The organism is Gluconobacter albidus, assembly GCF_002723915.1.
GTDB classification, from domain to species: domain Bacteria; phylum Pseudomonadota; class Alphaproteobacteria; order Acetobacterales; family Acetobacteraceae; genus Gluconobacter; species Gluconobacter albidus.
In genome coordinates this window covers 164,296-180,901 of sequence record NZ_BEWL01000001.1, presented here as the reverse complement: position 1 = coordinate 180,901, position 16,606 = coordinate 164,296, and the positions used below count along the sequence as shown (strand labels likewise).

Sequence of the window (16,606 nt, the reverse complement as noted above, 5' to 3'; positions counted from 1 at the left end):
ACTGTCAGAGGTGACGGGTTTCCTGTCCTTCGCGCCAGCGCGGCGTATTGACGGCGAGCCAGCGGCGCAGGGCCAGCGTGGCTCCCAGATCGGGAACGGCGCGTGAGAGGAACGGAGCGGCGTTGTCGCCCGTGACCAGCTTGAAATGATGCGTTTCGGCCCAGCGTCTGACGCCGGCATCCGCAGTGGCAGCCGTACAGGCATGGTTCCACTGTGTGACGATTTCCGGAGGCGTCAGCATGGGCAATGCGATGGCCATGGCAGTGTCGGCTGCTGCGGAGACGGCCTGCCAGGCGTGATAGAACGGGCCTTCGGGGGGGCGGTGACGGGCCTGCTGATAGGCTTCCATGAAAATGGGGATGGTCGTCGAATGCGTGTCGGTCAGGTCGCCGGTGGAATAGATCGCGCTCGTCCCTTCGGGCAGGTTGGCGAGCACATCATCCAGCGGTCGGTCGAGCGTGTATGGAGAAATCTGCACAGCATCGACGGTGCCTTCGTGCAGGGCGGTCAGGGCCTTTGACGAATCGACATAGCCGGGCACGGGAATGGGGCGCAGGCCCAGAAGAGAAAGGCCCATCAGCGCGTTGAGTTCCGGGCCCCCGATGCGGGAGACGGCGAGGCGGACAGGATGGTCGTGGAAGAACCCCGTCAGGCGGCTGCGCAGGGTTTTGTGCAGTTCGGCGCGGGCGATGACGACGGTCGTGGTGGATGCCACGAGGACCGGAGTCCAGCGTCCGAAGTCGTAGTGAACACGGGAATCGCCCGTCAGGGAGGCCAGAAGGGTAGCGCCCGGAAAAGCCAGGGCAGTGTTACCGTCGGGCGCACTGTTGGCGTCGAACAGGTTTGCGGCGCGAACGCCATCCTGCCCGATATCGGGGGTCAGTTCGAGAGGCGTCGCCAGATCCAGCGCGTGGGAGATGGCACCACTGGCGAGTTCTGCGAACTGACCGGGGATGGAGGCGAGCGTGCCGCCCAGAAGGAGCTGAACATCCGTCAGAGTCCCGGCGCGGGCCGGAAGGGTCAGGAAGGGAGCGGCTCCACCAAGGGCCGCCAGCCCCTTCAGCGCTGCACGTCGGGTCAGTCTCACGGCCAGCGCACTTCCGGCGGCATGCTCATGAGAATGGATTCGGTGTTGCCGCCCGTCTTGAGGCCGAACAGTGTGCCGCGGTCGTGAAGAAGGTTGAACTCCACATAGCGGCCGCGCCGGATGAGCTGGGCGTCACGGTCGGCTTCGGTCCAGGGCGTGAACATGCGGCGGCGTACGACAGCGGGGTACGCGTCGTGAAACGCCATGCCGACGTCCTTCGTGAAGGCGAAGTCGAGAGTTTCATCGCCAGTGAAGAACTGGTCGTAGAAGATTCCGCCCAGACCGCGTGGTTCGTTGCGGTGGTGCAGGTGGAAGTAGCGGTCACACCACTCTTTGAAGCGGGGATAGTGCTCCGGATCGTGGCGGTTGCAAGCGTCTTCGAAGGATTTGTGAAAATAATCCGCGTCAGACCGGGCTTCCGCACTGTCGGGGAACATGGGCGTGATGTCGCCACCACCGCCGAACCAGCCCTTCGTCGTGATGATCATGCGCGTGTTGAAATGCGCGGCGCTCACATGCGGGTTGCAGGGATGGGCGACGAGGGAGACGCCGGTTGCGAAAAAACGCGGGTCTTCATCGGCGCCAGGAATGTTCTTGCGGAACTCGGGGGAGAATTCGCCCCAGACGGTTGAAACGTTGACGCCGACTTTCTCGAACACGCGACCACGCATGACGGACATGACGCCGCCGCCGCCTTCGGGGCGGTTCCAGACGGTGCGTTCAAAGCGGCCGGGGGCGGTGCGGTCGCGCAGGACCTGCGAACCGCCTTCGGCTGCTTCGTCTTCGAGTTTTTCGTATGACGCGCAGATGCGGTCACGGAGGGTTTCGAACCAGGCTTTGGCGTCCTGCTTGAGGGCGTCGTGAGGTACGTCTGGACGAACGGTTTCGGCGAAACCGGGGCTGATCTGGTCCATTTTTTCTTCCCCCGTCTATACAGGACAAAACTTCGTTACGCGCAGTGTCCTAGCAAATCACGCCGTCGCCGAACAGTTGGCTGTTGCATGACGGACGCTCATTGGTGGCGGCCATCCGTGGCGGGACGATGGCGCAAAGACATTTTCATTTCGTAAAAACGTCGGGTTTTTATGAAAATGTTTCTCCGGAGGCAGGAGGGGACGTGCGTTGCGGGCAAGGCTTGCGCGCGGGGCGTTCTCGTGGTCCAGAACGGGCAGAGCGGATTAACCAACAGTCAGGAACAGACATGTCTTCGGAACAGGAAATCCAGCCCGTCATCGGTGTGATCGGTGGTTCGGGGCTGTATGATATCGACGGACTCGAAAACAAGGAATGGCGCCGGGTTGAAACGCCCTGGGGCGAGCCGTCCGACGAACTGCTGTTCGGGACGTTCGAGGGCGTGCAGTGCGTATTCCTGCCGCGTCACGGGCGGGGTCATCCCATTCCGCCGTCACGCCTGAATTTCCGCGCCAATATCGATGCGCTCAAGCGCGCTGGCGTGACGGATATTCTGTCACTTTCGGCTGTGGGTTCGCTCAAGGAAGAGCTGCCGCCGGGACATTTCGTGCTGGTGGACCAGTTCATTGACCGCAGCTTCGCACGTGAGAAGAGCTTCTTCGACACGGGCTGCGTGGCGCATGTCGGCATGGCGGACCCGGTTTCGGCACGCGTGCTGGATGTGGTGCAAGATGAAGCAGCTACGCTTGGTATTCCGTTCACACGGGGCGGGACGTATCTGGTGATGGAGGGGCCACAGTTCTCCACGCGTGCCGAGAGCGAGCTGTACCGGTCCTGGGGCTGTTCGGTTGTGGGCATGACGAACATGCCGGAAGCCAAGCTCGCACGCGAAGCGGAGATGAACTACGCGACCGTTGCAATGGTCACGGATTTCGACTGCTGGCACACCGAACATGACAGCGTGACAGTTGAGGCTGTCGTGAAGGTCATGACGGGGAATGCCGAAAATGCGCGCCGTCTTGTGAAGGCGGTCATTCCGGTGCTGGGCAAGAAGCGCGCTGTGGATCTGACGGCCGAGCGGGCGCTGGATCATGCGATCATTACGGCTCCGGCTGCACGCGATCCGAAGCTTGTGGCCAAGCTCGATGCTGTTGCCGGGCGTGTTCTGAAGCAGGGCTGAGGCTCTGCTGAACGCCGCGCCTGCGTGAAGCGGGCGCGGCGGATGTCATGGATCAGTCGAAATTATGGTTCGGGTCTGCGTTCAGGTCGATGCCTGCACGGGCATCGTCGATTTCAACGCCGTCCAGTTCTACCGGCGGCAGATCCTTGACCGGGGTGCCCTGCGGCACGCCTTTGATGGCGATCAGGTCGGCGGCTTTTTCGAGATAGCCTTCGGGGCCGCAGTCCGGTTTGCCATCGGCTTCCCACAGAAGACGCGCTTCGTGACGGATCGCGGCATCGTGCTTGGGGTCGTCTTTGAGCGGGTTGGTGCTCATCTTGAAACTCCTGTCTGATCCGGTGCGGTATTCGCCGGGCCTGTCGTCATTATAGACCCCTTCCACGGTTTTGCGACAGTCTGTGTCACCGTGTCGGGGGTGCGCTTCAGGCGAGATGTGTTTTCAGAAATTCGACGCTGCGGGACCAGGCGAGATCACGGGCGTCGCGGTTAAAGCTCGGGCGCTCGGGGCAGCCGAAACCGTGACCAGCGTCGTCGTAGACATATTCCTCGATCTCGGGACGGGTATCGCGGATCTTCTGGATTTCGGTATGCGGGATGGAGGAATCTTCGCCGCCGAAATGCAGTTCGACCGGACAATGCGGTGCGGTTTCGACATGGTTTCCGATGCTGCCGCCATACCAGCTGACGGCGGCGTCCACGTCCCGGGTCCGGGTCGCCGTCAGCCAGGCCAGAAGCCCACCCCAGCAGAAGCCGATGATCCCGACTTTTTCGTGTCCTGCATCGCGCAGGGCTTTCGCGCAGGCGGCGATGTCGGCGAGCGTCTTTTCTGACGGGATCTGGCTGCGGAGTTCAAGACCTTCCGTCACGCCGGCCTGTGAGTAAGGCAGAACGACGTTGGGTTTTGCCCGGTCGAAAACCGCTGGAGCGATGACGTGGAAACCCTCGGCCGCGAAGTCGTTGCAGACATTGCGGATATGGTCGGTGAGGCCGAAAATCTCCTGTAAAACAATAAGGGCGAGGGGCGACTCCGCCGAGCCGGATTCCCAGGCACCGAAGCTGTGGCCGTCCGTAGCCGTCAGCTTGACCATCTGGCCTGTCATGGGGGTTTTCTTGTCCGTTGGGCTGTGTTTCATGTCTGTATATCCAGTCCTGTCATGCCCGAAAGGCCATGAGCCATGAGCGACGTCATCAATCTCCGCCGGGAACGCAAACGCCGCAAGGGTGCCGAGGATGCAAAGGTCGCGGATGCGAACCGGCGTCTTTACGGGCGCACCAAAGGGCAGAAACTGGCGGAAAACATGGAAAAACAGCGGCTGAAAAGCCTGCTGGACGGACGGAAACTTTCTTCCGGAGCAGCCGGAGACAGCAGCGGAAAACCTTGACGGAAACGGGTTGGACGCCTATGTCTTTGGCACTCTCCATGTGAGAGTGCCAAATGCACTGCAGTCATTGAGTGCAGCAACCCGGTCATGCTGCTTTTTACAAGGGTGTGACCAATATATGGAGCGATCCATGACGAAGTTTCGTCCCCTTCACGACCGCGTGGTGGTCCGTCGCCTGACGGGCGAAGAGAAGACCGCCGGCGGCATCATCATTCCTGACACCGCCAAGGACAAGCCGACCGAAGGCGAAGTCGTTTCCGTCGGCCCGGGTGCCCGCAACGAGCAGGGCCAGATCGTGGCTCTGGACGTCAAGGCTGGTGACAAGGTGCTGTTCGGCAAGTGGTCCGGCACCGAGGTCAAGATCGACGGCGAAGAGCTGCTGATCATGAAAGAGAGCGACATCATGGGTGTGATCGGCTGATCAGCCGTCCCCGTTTCCTCTCGTAAAAACCTCATTCAGGAGTAAGAATTATGGCTGCCAAGGACGTAAAGTTCGGCGCTGATGCCCGCGAGCGTATGCTGCGCGGCGTTGATATCCTCGCAAATGCCGTCAAGGTGACGCTCGGCCCGAAGGGTCGTAACGTTGTTCTCGACAAGAGCTTTGGCGCACCGCGCATCACCAAGGACGGTGTGTCGGTTGCCAAGGAAATCGAACTGGCTGACAAGTTCGAGAACATGGGCGCCCAGATGGTCCGTGAAGTGGCGTCCAAGACGAATGACATCGCAGGCGACGGCACCACGACTGCAACCGTACTGGCCCAGTCCATCATCCGTGAGGGCGCCAAGGCTGTTGCCGCTGGCATGAACCCGATGGATCTCAAGCGCGGCATCGACAAGGCTGTTGGCGTCGTCGTTGAAGAGCTGAAGAACAACACGAAGAAGATCACGTCTCCGGAAGAGATCGCCCAGGTCGGAACGATTTCTGCCAACGGCGAGAGCGAAATCGGCGAAATGATTGCTTCTGCTATGCAGAAGGTTGGTTCCGAGGGCGTCATCACGGTGGAAGAGGCCAAGGGCCTGCACACCGAGCTCGACGTTGTCGAGGGTATGCAGTTCGACCGCGGCTACATCTCCCCGTACTTCGTGACGAACCCGGAGAAGATGACGGCTGATCTCGACAGCCCGTACATCCTGATCCACGAAAAGAAGCTGTCTTCGCTTCAGCCGATGCTGCCGCTTCTCGAGAGCGTTGTGCAGTCCGGCCGTCCGCTGGTGATCATCGCCGAAGACGTCGATGGTGAAGCCCTTGCCACGCTGGTCGTGAACAAGCTGCGTGGTGGCCTGAAGATCGCTGCCGTCAAGGCTCCGGGCTTCGGTGACCGTCGCAAGGCCATGCTGGAAGACATTGCCATCCTGACGGGCGGCCAGGTAATTTCCGAAGACATCGGAATCAAGCTGGAATCCGTCACGCTCGAAATGCTGGGTCGCGCCAAGAAGATCCACATCGAGAAGGAAAACACCACGATCGTTGAGGGCGCTGGCAACAGCGACGACATCAAGGGCCGTTGCAACCAGATCCGTGCGCAGGTCGAGGAAACGACGTCTGACTACGATCGCGAGAAGCTCCAGGAGCGTCTGGCAAAGCTGGCTGGTGGCGTTGCTGTCATCCGCGTCGGTGGCAGCACCGAGGTCGAGGTGAAGGAGCGCAAGGATCGCGTTGACGATGCCCTGCACGCAACCCGCGCTGCCGTTGAAGAAGGCATCGTTCCGGGTGGTGGCACGGCTCTGGCCCGCGCATCGTCCGCTCTGAAGGGTCTGACCTTCGACAACGATGACCAGCGCGTCGGTGGCGAGATCGTTCGCAAGGCTCTGCAGTCTCCGCTGCGCCAGATCGCTTTCAACGCCGGTGAAGACGGCGCTGTCATCGCTGGCAAGGTGCTCGAGAACGACAGCTATGTCTTCGGTTTCGATGCCCAGAAGGGTGAGTACAAGGACCTGGTTGCAGCCGGCATCATCGACCCGACGAAGGTTGTGCGTACGGCCCTGCAGGATGCCGCTTCGGTTGGTGGTCTGCTGATCACGACGGAAGCCATGGTTGCTGAACGCCCTGAGAAGAAGGCTCCGGCCGGCGCTCCGGGTGGCATGGGCGGCATGGGCGACATGGACTTCTGATCGAAGTCCGGTCCGTCTCCTGTCTCTTCCACGGAAGAGGCGGGAATGTCCTGACATGTTGCAAAAAAGCTTCTGGCCTGCGGGTCAGGGGCTTTTTAAATAACTATTTAGTTGCTGAATCAAAACGAAAAACCCGGGCTGGGTATAACTGTTGCATTTATCACACGTGTTGCATTCAAGTTCCCTCTGCAAGCATGGCAGGTATGTATTTTTCGTGACAGTAACGCTCCGAGATCTTTAGAGAGGGGACAACATTCTTTTGAAGGATCTTGTTCTTTGATGAGCACATCTCGTCGCCACCTGTTGCTGTGTGCATCAATTCTCGGAGTTGGGACCCTGTCCGGGACGGCTTTCGCCGCTTCCACGTCACAGCCGGAGCACCGTTCCCACAAGGCTGTGCATCACAAGGCCACCACTTCGACGGCTGCGGCCAAGACTGCAAAGCCTGCTGTTGCCGCTCCGGTTGCTGCCTCGTCCGTCGCCGTGCCGGTTGCCACGACGGCCCCGGCTTTCTCCAGCCGTCGTCGCGCTGAAGTTCTTGAAGCGCAGGGTGTCTCGGGTGGCAGCGAGCGCATGGTTGTTACGGGATCGGCTCTGGCCTCTTCCAACAACCAGAATGCCAACCCTGTTCAGATCGTGACTGCAAAGCAGATCCAGCAGACTGGTGCGACGACGCTTAGCGACTTCTTCGCGCGTATTCCGTCCATCGGTGGAACGGGTACGAACAACTCTGAAACCAACGGTACGGGCGGCGCCTCCTGCACCGATATCCGTAACCTTGGTTCGAACCGCGTACTTGTCCTGATCGACGGCAAGCGTGCGACGCTGAACGGTCAGACGAACTGTATCGATCTGAACGCCCTGCCGGTCCAGCAGATCGCCAGTGTCGAAATCCTGAAAGATGGTGGTTCCGAGCTTTACGGCGCCGATGCCGTCTCGGGCGTCATCAACATCAAGATGCGTCATGACTTGTCGGACGGTAACATCACCATCCGCGGTGGCATCACCGGTCATGGTGATAACGACACGGGTATGATCTCGGCCTATAAGGGCTGGAACTTCGATCATGACAAGGGTAACCTGACGCTGTTCGGTCAGTATATGACGCAGGGCGGCGTCCTGCAGCGTAATCGCGGCTGGGCTAACCCGGTGCAGCTGACGGATAATCCGGTAGGTTCAGGTGGTGAAACCTTCGGGTCCGGCTACTCTAATTATACGCATGTCCAGAACAGCACAACGAACCTGAATGCTGCTGTGGCACCGGATGGCAAGACAGTGAGCACTTGGGGTGCGAGCAATCGTTACCCGTATGGTGAGCACCAGAGCCTGATCAACCAGCTCCAGAACTCCAGCCTCTCGGGTGATTTCCACTACCAGTTCAACCGTCATGCCAATCTGTATTCCAATGTGATGTATTCACATCGGACCAGCTCCAGCTACATGGCAGCCGAGCCGTTTGACGGTTCTGTTCCTCCCAGCACGTTGCCGTCCGTGCTCACGGTGCCGGCGAATGATCCGAACAATCCGTTTGGTCAGGATGTCGATATCACGAAGCGTCTGACGGAGCTCGGTGACCGCCGTGATGAGAACGCTACCGATACTGTTACCGCCAAGGTGGGCGTGAACGGTGCGATCGCTTATGGCTGGGATTACGACGTGTCGTATACCTACGGTTCCAATATGTCGACGGACCATCTGGAGAATGTTGGGTCGTACACGAACCTGCTGAACGCCTATGGTCTGCAGCAGGTTGATCCGTCCAACTCGGCCAGTGCCCTGGTCTATAATCCGTCGGTCTGCCCGTCCTTCGGGTGCAGCAATCCGTTCGGAACGATGGGCAAGCAGGCAGCTTCCTACGTTAACTACAACACGAATACTCATTCGCATTACCAGCTTCGTGACTGGAACCTGCGCATCAACAACAACCATGTAACGACGATGCCCTGGAAGGGCGGCGGCGATCTGGGAATGGCGTTTGGTTTCGAACATCGTGGCGAACAGCTGACCAACACGCCTGACGAGCTGATCAGCAGCGGGCAGAGCCTGACCAACACGGTTCTTCCGACCAGCGGCGGCTTTGACGTGACGGAAGGTTATGCGGAAGCCAAGGCAACACTGCTGAAGAACGTTTTCCTTGCCAAGGATCTGACGATCGACGCGCAGGGTCGTGCGTCGGGCTACAGCACGACGTCTGATACGGCGAAGAACTGGAAGGCGTCCATCAACTGGGCTCCGACGCAGGACATCCGTTTCCGTGGTACGATCGGTACGTCCTATCGCCAGCCGAACGTCTATGAGCTGTATGGCGGTCAGTCGCTTAGCTACAACCTTGCCAACGATCCCTGTGACTCGGCTCAGGTTGGAACTTATGGAGCGGCTTCGGCAACGGTTGCAGCAACCTGCGCCAAGCAGGGGATCAACACCTCCACGTTCCATCAGTCTGGTACAGGTCAGGTTCCGACGCTGGGTGGTGGTAATGCGCATCTGGCACCTGAGATCGGGCGGACCTACACGTTCGGTACGATCATCACGCCGCGCTGGATCCCGAATCTCTCCATTTCCGGTGAGTTCTGGCACTACTCGGTCAACCACACGATCAGCGCGCTTCCGACGCAGTACATTCTGGATGGTTGCTACACGGGGACCAACTCCTCGCTTTGCAATACTGTGAACCGCCTGGCAAATGGTCAGATCAACACGGTTTCTGCGACGAACCAGAACACTGGCGCGCTGCATGAGAGCGGCGTCGATTTCGACTTCGACTATCATATCCGTGTTGCGCGTCACGACATCCTGTCAGTATCCAACAACTTCCAGTACCTGCTGAACTACACGCAGCAGCTGGTTCCGGGTGGGGCATTCACAAACTACACCGGCGCCCTGCTGTATGCTGGTGGTCCGAACAATGCCAATGCGTCCTATGGCATTCCGCGCGTTCGTGATTATGCGACGTTCGGCTGGACCCATGGTGCATTTACGGCGACTTACATGATGCAGTTCATCGGTGGGATGCGTTGGAACGACCAGTCCGAGTTCCTGACCTCCGCCACAGCGGGTCGTTACAAGACGCCGATGATGATCGAACAGGATCTGACGCTCGCATACCGCTGGAAGAAGTGGAACTTCGAGAGCGGCATCAACAATATCACCAACAAGAAGCCCCCTTTCGTAGCCAGCGGTGTGGATAACAGCGCCGGTGCGACCTATGGCAGCTTCTATCAGGGACGTTATTTCTTCCTGCAGGCAGGCATGAACTTCTGATCCTGTCAGTCTAAGTGACGCCCAGGACCTCTGGTCCTAAAAGGCCCCCGGTCATTGCGACCGGGGGCTTTTTTTTATGTGAACTTTTCGAAAGCGGAATTTCCTGATTGACGCGGCATGAAACCTGTCGAAGTGTAACAGGAATGTCGAAGAGGGGCTCATGACCGGGACGATCGATGACCTTGCGGCACTGATCCGGGAAGCGGAAGGCGGCCGGGAGCGGTTTTTGGAGAAGTTCGCCGCGTTTTGTGAGCAGGCCTTTCCACGGCAGGCAACCGTGACGCGCAGGGCACGAGGATGGCTGAAGCGAACGGTCGAGATCGAGGATCTTTCCCTCAGGTTTGAAACGCGGGTTTTCGTGCTCCGGCGAGACGGGGCCGGGGTCGTGGCCGAAATTGCCCACGAGGTGCGGGGCGTGATCATCAGCCGCAAGGCGGTTCCGGTCCGGGACTGGATTACGCAGTTGCGTCAGAAAATCCATGAGGCCGGGCTGGCCGTTTCCGGCGAAGGGCATGCGGCTGCGGAGTTGACGGATTTCCGGCCATGATGCGCCTGTTTCCGTGGTCTTCCAGTTCAAAGAAAGAGACTGAGGCACGGGCGTTTCACGAACTTGATGGCCGGGTGCGCCCTCTGGTGCGTCTGGGATCGGTGCGGCAGGCACTTCTGACGCCGTCCATGGCCATTGCGCCGCTGGGGAATGTTCATGCCGAAACCTGGTGGAAGTCCGGGATGGGCTGGCAGGGCGTGCATGAAGCCGGGTGGCGGACGGCGACGGACAGGATTCGCGAACAGGCGCGGGCGCTTGGTGCGGATGCGGTTCTAAACCTGCGGTACCGGCTTGAGCATCATGGCGGCGCGCTGGGGTTCATGCTGCATGGCGAGGCCGTACGGGTGCCACAGCTTGAACGCCTGGGTGTGCTGCCCTGTATGCCGTGGAATGCGGCGACGCTGGATGTGGCGCTCTCGGCGGGGATCGTGCCGGTGAGCTATGGCGTCGGGACGTGGGAAGAGGTCCGGTATACGGGGCTTCTGGAAGGTTTTTTCGATGCGATGAGCATTGGGGAGAGCACGCTTCTGACGCAGGCGAAGCGGGACGCGCGGGATGCGGCGACACAGAGCCTGCGGAACGATCCGATGTGTCAGAACTGGGATGGCGCACTGGGGCATGATGAGACGGTTGGACTGGTTGTTCGGTCGGAGAGGGGTGTTGTGCGGTCGATCCAGATCCGGGCGGCTGTGAGTATCCTCGGGTATCGGCGGATTGGTGGGCACGGTGCGGTTTCGCCCGCCATGGTCTGCGGGCTGGAGGATATTGTGCGGACCGGCATGCAGCACCGCCCCCTGTTCGCTGGAGTCTCCAACCGGATTGAAGTTGAGGACGAGGCGGGGGAAGGGCGCGTTGAAGCGGCCGTTCTCGGGCTTGAGGTCGGCGGTGAAGTCGTCAGCGAAGTCGCCGAGGGGCTTGGTGGCCTGTTTGACGGATTAAATGATCTTTTCTGAGGCGCTTTTTTAGCGGTCTCGTGTTCTTTTGGATTTTGCAGCGGGATTCCCATGGGCATCTTTGATCAGGTTCCGGGTTTTGACAGTCTTCCTCCGGGTTGGGGTGGGAGCGGTGCTTCCGAACCCGCGCAGGGTGGTGAAATGCCGCCTGTGAGGGCTGCTGGCGGGCGGGTTGCGACGTCGGATTTCAGCGTGCGCGAACTGCTGGTTGTCGAGCAGGCCGGGTTCCGGGCGCTGGGATTGTGTCTGGGGAACAGCATCTGGAAGGTGCAGGCCAATACGCAGTTCCGCAACACGTCCTATGAACTGACGGATCTGACGGGGGCCATGTATGGCGCGCGTGAGAAAGCGGTCGAAATCATGCGCGAAGAGGCCGAGCAGCTTGGCGCGGACGGGATCGTGGGGACGCGGCTGGAGATTTCGCAGCTTGCGGATAGCGGGATGCTGGAGTTCCGGGCGTTCGGAACAGCCATCGTGCATGCCGAGGGACATCCGGGATATCGGCGTCCGGACGGACGACCGTTCACGTCTGATCTGTCAGGGCAGGATTTTGCGTTGGCGCTGCGGTCCGGGCGGCGGCCGCTGGATCTGGTTCTGGGCTGTTGCGTACAGCATATTCCGCGCCGGAGCCTGATGACGACGCTCAAGCAGGCTATGCAGTGCGTGGAACTCGATCTGTTTACGCAGGCCTATTACACGGCGCGCGAGCACGCGATGGAGCGGATGTCGGCCCATGCGGCGGAGGTCGGGGCCAATGAGATCATCGGGACGACGTTGCGTGAGGAATCGCATGTCTGGGGCGACCATATCGTGGAGTTTCTGGCTATCGGAACGGCCATGTATGACACTGGAAAGCCGGACCCGAATTTCCGTATCGACCCCACCTTCACCCTGACGCTGGATGACTGACATGAGTGCTGACGAGACCAGACCTCTGGATCTGAGCGACCTCTATGCCGACGAGCCTGCGCCCGCTCCTGTGAAGGTTGAGGCTCCGGCTGCCACTGGGGCTGTGCCTGCGGTGCTGGAGCCGATGCCAGCTTTTCCGCGGCTGGTGGAGATCAGTCGTCTGCCGGCGGATATGGTTGAAGAGGCGCATCGACGAGCCGGGACGATTGATTTTGCGGATCTGAATACACTTCTGTCGCATGGCATGGGTGCGCTGGGGGAGCTGGCGAAGGTTTCGGACCGGATGCTTGCGGGGCGGACGCTGGGTGAAAGCGATGCGGTCGGAGAAATCGCGGCAGGTGTTCTGGATGGTGTGAAAATCCTGCGGATCGGCGATCTGCAGAAGCTGGCGCGGGGCGAAGGTGGGGCTCCGGGTGGGTTTCTGGCGAAAATGGGTGGACTGCTGGGTGGCGCAAAAGATGCGCTCGGCGGTTTTGCCGAGAACCGCAAGAAGTTCAATGCTCTGATGGATCAGCAGGAAGCCAAGGCACGGGTCACGATTGCGGATCTCAAACGGAACATCACGTCGTTCGAGGATATGTATCAGGCGCTCCGGCATGGCGTGCGGGAGCTGAATATCGACATCGCGGCCGGCCAGCTTGCGCTGGAAGAGGGCGAGCGGAAAGTCGAGGCATTGCGGCAGCACGCAATGGAAACGCAGGACCCTGTGGATGCTGCCGAGGTCCTGGAACTGCGCGGGCGTCTGGCGAATTTCTCAGGGCATCTGAGCGAGCAGCGTGAAGGGCTGATGCGGGCTGCCCTGACCATTCCGATGATCAAGAGCACGCGTGAGGCGGCGGAGGCGCGGATTATGGCGCTGCATTCGGCGCTGACGAAGACCATTCCCAATCTGAAGGCGGCCTGTGCGGTGGCGGTGGGGCAGGTGGACAACCGCAATGCCGCCACCGCGCGTGATGCGCTGAATGAGGCGGACCGCAAGATCCTTGGGCTTGTGGCCGATGGTGCGCTGGATGCGGCGCGGACGACGGCTGCGAGCCGGGGTGTGGATCCGCGGCAGATGGAGGCGCTGGCGCAGGCAGCGGACAAGGTCACTCAGGCTCTGGGCGAAATGGCGCAGAACGACAGGCTCGCGGCCGAGCGGGCACAGGAGCAGGAAAAGGAATTGCACCAACTCCGGGACCGTCTGGCAACCAGCATGCGCAGCTTAGCGCAGCAGTCGGTTCAGCCCTGAAGGAGGGGCGGTTCGTTTTCCTGTTCCTCGGGGCGCAGGAAACGGGCGATGTCTTCCAGTGCTTCGGCCAGTGGCATGCGCCGGACCTCCACGCCGTCGGGGAAGGCGGAGAGCAGACGTGAGGGCATGCGGCGGTCCAGCATGACGAACACGCCGCGATCGCTGCCCTGACGGATCAAGCGCCCGAAGGCTTGGCGCAGGCGCATGCGGGTGATGCGGTCGTCGTAATCGCCGGGGTGGCCTTCGGAGAGCAGACGGCGGCGTTCGCGGTGCAGGATGTCGGGGCGGGGCCAAGGGGTCTTTTCGAACACCACCATGCGCAGGGCCTCACCGGGAACGTCCACGCCGTCGCGCATCGCGTCCGTTCCCAGCAGGCAGCTATGGGTTTCGGTGCGGAAGACGTCCACGAGGGTGGCGTTGTCCATGGCATCGACATGCTGGGCGTAGAGCGGGAAGCCCTGTGTTTCCAGCGGTTCGTGGATGCGGCGATGGACTTCGCGCAGGCGGCGGATGGCTGTGAAGAGGCCCAGCGCGCCGCCGCCTGCGGTTTCGAACAGGGCCCGGAAGGCATGGGCCAGTGACGGGATTTCGCCCGAGACATCCGAGATGACATAGGCGCGCGTCTGCGTGGCATAGTCGAACGGACTCATGACCGAAGCGCGGATGGGCGGCTTGAGGAAATGGGTGGCGCCCAGACGTAATTCTGCTGCGTGCCAGCTTGCTTCGTTCTGGGCGTCTCCATGGCCGGTCTGGTCGCGCAGAGTAGCGGACGTCATGAGCAGGCCGTGCGCGGGTGTCTGGATGGTCGAGACGAAGGGAATGGTCGGGTCCAGCCAGTGCCGGTACAGGCCGATGTCATGATCCCCTTGCGTGGCGCGGGTGCGGGGTAGGCGTTCGGTGCGGATGAAGTCCACGAAAGTGGGGGTGACGTCCGGTTCGGGAGGCGTCTGAAGCGCGTCCAGCATGCCGATCCAGCCGGACAGGCGGCTGATGGCGCGGCGGTGCAGGGTGCGGATCATGGCCTCGATGCGCTGGCGCGTCGGTGCGTCCATTTCCGCGTCGTCCTCGACCTGTGCGGCGAGGCGGTCAGTTAGAAGTTTCAGCGGATCGCGCAGGCGCGACAGGGCGCGGCTGAGGGTTTTGGAGGCGTTGGCGACGTCATCATTAACAGGGTGCAGGTCGCATTCCGCCGAAATATAGCCGTCGCGGCTGTCCTTGGTCTGTCTCGCGCGGAGCTGGTGATCCAAGGCGCGGAGGAAGACTTCGGACGGGTTTTCCGGTGCGGGTTCCTCGGGGATCAATAGAGCTGGCGTGCTCGGTGAGGGGATCAGACCGGGGTCTTCGTCAGCGGGGCTCTCGGGGCGCAGGCGCGTGCTCCAGCCGGGGGCGGGCAGGCTCCTTGCGGCCTGAAGTGCCGCGTGCAGCGGCGTGTCGATCATGGGCAGGCGTTCCAGCAGATCGTCCAGCCGGCGTTGCAGGCCACGGGCGCGGGAGCGGCTGCCCTCGGCACCGAGCAGCCAGCGCCGGAGTTCAGCGGCTTCGAGGCCCGAGAGGGCCGTGGCGAAGGCGCTGTCTGCTGCGTCGGGGATATGGTGACCTTCATCGAAGACGTAGCGCGTGGGCGTCGTGTCCTCGTCAGGCAGGCCGGGCGGGGCGAGTGCGGCCCAAGCGGCCTGTGAAAGGACGAGGGCGTGGTTGGCGACGACCAGATCGGCCTGACGGGCGCGGCGGATTCCGTGTTCGACGAAGCAGGTCTGATAATGCGGGCAGGCGGCGTGGATGCATTCGCCGCGTCGGTCGGCGATGCCAAAAAGCGTCCCATGCCCGAAGAGTTCGCCGAACCACCCGGGAAGATCGCCGCCCATGAGATCCCCGTCGCGGCTGGCCTCCGCCCAGCGGGCGAGCAGGGCCATCGGGAGGAGCGTTGAGTAACCGTCAGGGCCACGGGAACTGGCGACGTTGAGCAGGTCTTCCATGTTCAGCAGGCACAGATAGTTTTCCCGGCCTTTGCGGACGACGACTTTCTCCCGAAGAATCTTTTCACCCGGATAGAGACGGCGGAGTTCCTGTTCGATCTGGCGCTGGAGATGGCGGGTATAGGTGCTGATCCAGACGGCGCCGTCATTCTGCTCGGCCCAGAGGCTGGCGGGCGCGATATAGCCGAGTGTCTTGCCCGTGCCGGTTCCGGCTTCGGCGAGGACGACATTGGGGGAGCCAATGCTTTCGCGCGGCTCGAAAGCGGCCGTGGCGACAGAGGCGAAATCGGCCTGACCGGGGCGGATTTCGGCGTTTTCTCCAAGGATCTCACGCAGGCGCTGGCGGGCGGCGTTGGGTGAGACGGGCTGGCTTCCGGGCGCGGGACGCGGGGCGGTTTCTTCCCAGCGCGGCAGGCGCTTCCAGATGCGGATGGCTTCGTAAGGGTGGGCGCCCGTGGTGTCCCGCGGCGTTCCGAGAATGTCCGTGACCTCGCCGCTCCAGGCCCATCCGGCGCGGGTCAGAGGGACCATCAGGGCGCGCAGGCGGGTGCCTTCGGGCGTTTCGGACTTGTGGCGCAGTTCGTCGAGCAGGGTTTCGCACAGGATGGGGAGGAGGTCCGCGCCGATGGTTCCGGGCGGTTCAATTCCGAGGGCAAGGGCCAGTCCGCGCGGGGTAGGGGCGACGGTCGTGGCAGGGCGGACGAACAGGAACAGGTCCAGCAGGTCGAACCACGGTACGGGCTGGGACAGCGGGGAGAGGTCCAGCGCGCGAAGTGCAGCGGGGCCGTGAACAAGAAGAGGCGGGGGAAGCTGTGTGAGGCGCTCGCGCGTTTCTTCTGCCGTCAGGTCCAGCAACTCGCCATCCGGCGTCAGAAGGGACGACAGGCCACGACGGGCGACGAGGGCCGGAGCGTCGAAAGGCGACAGGAAGGTGGGGGCGCTGGGCATTGCGGCCAGTGTAGCGGGTAGGGAAAAATCCGGCGAGGATGTTTTGTGTTTTTTGCGAACGGAACGTGAAAGCTGGCTATCTGCAAGGAGTTAGAAAGCGTGGAAAAG

At 61.5% G+C, this 16,606-nt stretch carries 14 protein-coding genes; 9 read left to right on the top strand and 5 right to left on the bottom strand.

The features are described 5' to 3' along the window. Positions 1-4: 4 nt before the first annotated feature. Both GAL01_RS00845 and hemF read right to left on the bottom strand, forming a co-directional pair. Positions 5-1,087 (bottom strand): type 2 periplasmic-binding domain-containing protein, encoded by a 1,083-nt coding sequence (locus GAL01_RS00845; RefSeq protein WP_062033313.1) that lies wholly within the window; start codon positions 1,085-1,087, stop codon positions 5-7. Continuing rightward, positions 1,084-2,001, bottom strand: a complete 918-nt coding sequence (gene hemF / locus GAL01_RS00840) for an oxygen-dependent coproporphyrinogen oxidase (RefSeq protein ID WP_062033310.1) — start codon at positions 1,999-2,001, stop codon at positions 1,084-1,086. The genes GAL01_RS00845 and hemF overlap by 4 nt, the downstream gene beginning before the upstream one ends. Before the next feature lie 287 nt (positions 2,002-2,288). Between hemF and GAL01_RS00835 the strand changes: the two genes are divergently transcribed. Next, positions 2,289-3,179 (top strand): S-methyl-5'-thioadenosine phosphorylase, encoded by an 891-nt coding sequence (locus GAL01_RS00835; protein WP_062110497.1) that lies wholly within the window; start codon positions 2,289-2,291, stop codon positions 3,177-3,179. 52 nt (positions 3,180-3,231) lie between these two features. On the opposite strand, the gene GAL01_RS00830 is transcribed toward GAL01_RS00835, so the two are convergent. Continuing rightward, on the bottom strand, positions 3,232-3,495 hold the full coding sequence (locus GAL01_RS00830) for a hypothetical protein (protein ID WP_228125344.1): 264 nt from the start codon (positions 3,493-3,495) through the stop codon (positions 3,232-3,234). A gap of 106 nt (positions 3,496-3,601) precedes the next feature. After that, positions 3,602-4,312 carry a dienelactone hydrolase family protein gene (locus GAL01_RS00825; protein WP_231865197.1) on the bottom strand — a complete coding sequence of 237 codons (711 nt, stop codon included), beginning with the start codon at positions 4,310-4,312 and terminating at the stop codon, positions 3,602-3,604. A 42-nt stretch (positions 4,313-4,354) separates the two neighbouring features. Here GAL01_RS00825 and GAL01_RS00820 point away from each other — a divergent pair, with 42 nt between their 5' ends. From GAL01_RS00820 to GAL01_RS00785, 8 genes are all read left to right on the top strand, one after another. Next, on the top strand, positions 4,355-4,561 hold the full coding sequence (locus tag GAL01_RS00820) for a DUF4169 family protein (protein WP_062027126.1): 207 nt from the start codon (positions 4,355-4,357) through the stop codon (positions 4,559-4,561). A 130-nt stretch (positions 4,562-4,691) separates the two neighbouring features. Next, the gene (groES, locus tag GAL01_RS00815) at positions 4,692-4,982 is read left to right on the top strand and encodes a co-chaperone GroES (RefSeq protein WP_062027127.1); all 291 of its coding nucleotides are present in this window, start codon (positions 4,692-4,694) and stop codon (positions 4,980-4,982) included. 50 nt (positions 4,983-5,032) lie between these two features. Beyond that, a complete protein-coding gene (gene groL / locus GAL01_RS00810; protein WP_062027129.1) occupies positions 5,033-6,673 on the top strand; it encodes a chaperonin GroEL in 1,641 nt (546 codons plus the stop codon). Between the two features lie 279 nt (positions 6,674-6,952). After that, positions 6,953-9,934: a TonB-dependent receptor domain-containing protein gene (locus tag GAL01_RS00805; RefSeq protein ID WP_174694412.1), complete on the top strand. Its 2,982-nt coding sequence runs from the start codon at positions 6,953-6,955 to the stop codon at positions 9,932-9,934. A gap of 160 nt (positions 9,935-10,094) precedes the next feature. After that, entirely contained in the window at positions 10,095-10,481 is a 387-nt protein-coding gene (locus GAL01_RS00800) for a hypothetical protein (protein WP_062030798.1), read from the top strand. Next, positions 10,478-11,434 carry a hypothetical protein gene (locus tag GAL01_RS00795; RefSeq protein WP_062030800.1) on the top strand — a complete coding sequence of 319 codons (957 nt, stop codon included), beginning with the start codon at positions 10,478-10,480 and terminating at the stop codon, positions 11,432-11,434. The genes GAL01_RS00800 and GAL01_RS00795 overlap by 4 nt, the downstream gene beginning before the upstream one ends. A 51-nt stretch (positions 11,435-11,485) precedes the next feature. Beyond that, positions 11,486-12,343 carry a heavy metal-binding domain-containing protein gene (locus GAL01_RS00790; RefSeq protein ID WP_062030802.1) on the top strand — a complete coding sequence of 286 codons (858 nt, stop codon included), beginning with the start codon at positions 11,486-11,488 and terminating at the stop codon, positions 12,341-12,343. A gap of 1 nt (position 12,344) precedes the next feature. Beyond that, positions 12,345-13,574: a toxic anion resistance protein gene (locus GAL01_RS00785; protein WP_062030804.1), complete on the top strand. Its 1,230-nt coding sequence runs from the start codon at positions 12,345-12,347 to the stop codon at positions 13,572-13,574. Here the strand turns inward: GAL01_RS00785 and GAL01_RS00780 are convergent. Continuing rightward, a complete protein-coding gene (locus GAL01_RS00780) occupies positions 13,565-16,498 on the bottom strand; it encodes an ATP-dependent DNA helicase (RefSeq protein ID WP_062030806.1) in 2,934 nt (977 codons plus the stop codon). The two genes, GAL01_RS00785 and GAL01_RS00780, sit on opposite strands and share 10 nt — an antisense overlap. Positions 16,499-16,606 lie beyond the last annotated feature (108 nt).

Coding starts and splice junctions, on each gene's coding strand:
- groES (WP_062027127.1), top strand. CDS start 4,692: ATGACGAAGTTTCGTCCCCTTCACGACCGCGTGGTGGTCCGTCGCCTG.
- GAL01_RS00785 (WP_062030804.1), top strand. CDS start 12,345: ATGAGTGCTGACGAGACCAGACCTCTGGATCTGAGCGACCTCTATGCC.
- GAL01_RS00795 (WP_062030800.1), top strand. CDS start 10,478: ATGATGCGCCTGTTTCCGTGGTCTTCCAGTTCAAAGAAAGAGACTGAG.
- GAL01_RS00800 (WP_062030798.1), top strand. CDS start 10,095: ATGACCGGGACGATCGATGACCTTGCGGCACTGATCCGGGAAGCGGAA.
- GAL01_RS00780 (WP_062030806.1), bottom strand. CDS start 16,498: ATGCCCAGCGCCCCCACCTTCCTGTCGCCTTTCGACGCTCCGGCCCTC.
- groL (WP_062027129.1), top strand. CDS start 5,033: ATGGCTGCCAAGGACGTAAAGTTCGGCGCTGATGCCCGCGAGCGTATG.
- GAL01_RS00835 (WP_062110497.1), top strand. CDS start 2,289: ATGTCTTCGGAACAGGAAATCCAGCCCGTCATCGGTGTGATCGGTGGT.
- GAL01_RS00805 (WP_174694412.1), top strand. CDS start 6,953: ATGAGCACATCTCGTCGCCACCTGTTGCTGTGTGCATCAATTCTCGGA.
- GAL01_RS00825 (WP_231865197.1), bottom strand. CDS start 4,312: ATGAAACACAGCCCAACGGACAAGAAAACCCCCATGACAGGCCAGATG.
- hemF (WP_062033310.1), bottom strand. CDS start 2,001: ATGGACCAGATCAGCCCCGGTTTCGCCGAAACCGTTCGTCCAGACGTA.
- GAL01_RS00830 (WP_228125344.1), bottom strand. CDS start 3,495: ATGAGCACCAACCCGCTCAAAGACGACCCCAAGCACGATGCCGCGATC.
- GAL01_RS00790 (WP_062030802.1), top strand. CDS start 11,486: ATGGGCATCTTTGATCAGGTTCCGGGTTTTGACAGTCTTCCTCCGGGT.
- GAL01_RS00820 (WP_062027126.1), top strand. CDS start 4,355: ATGAGCGACGTCATCAATCTCCGCCGGGAACGCAAACGCCGCAAGGGT.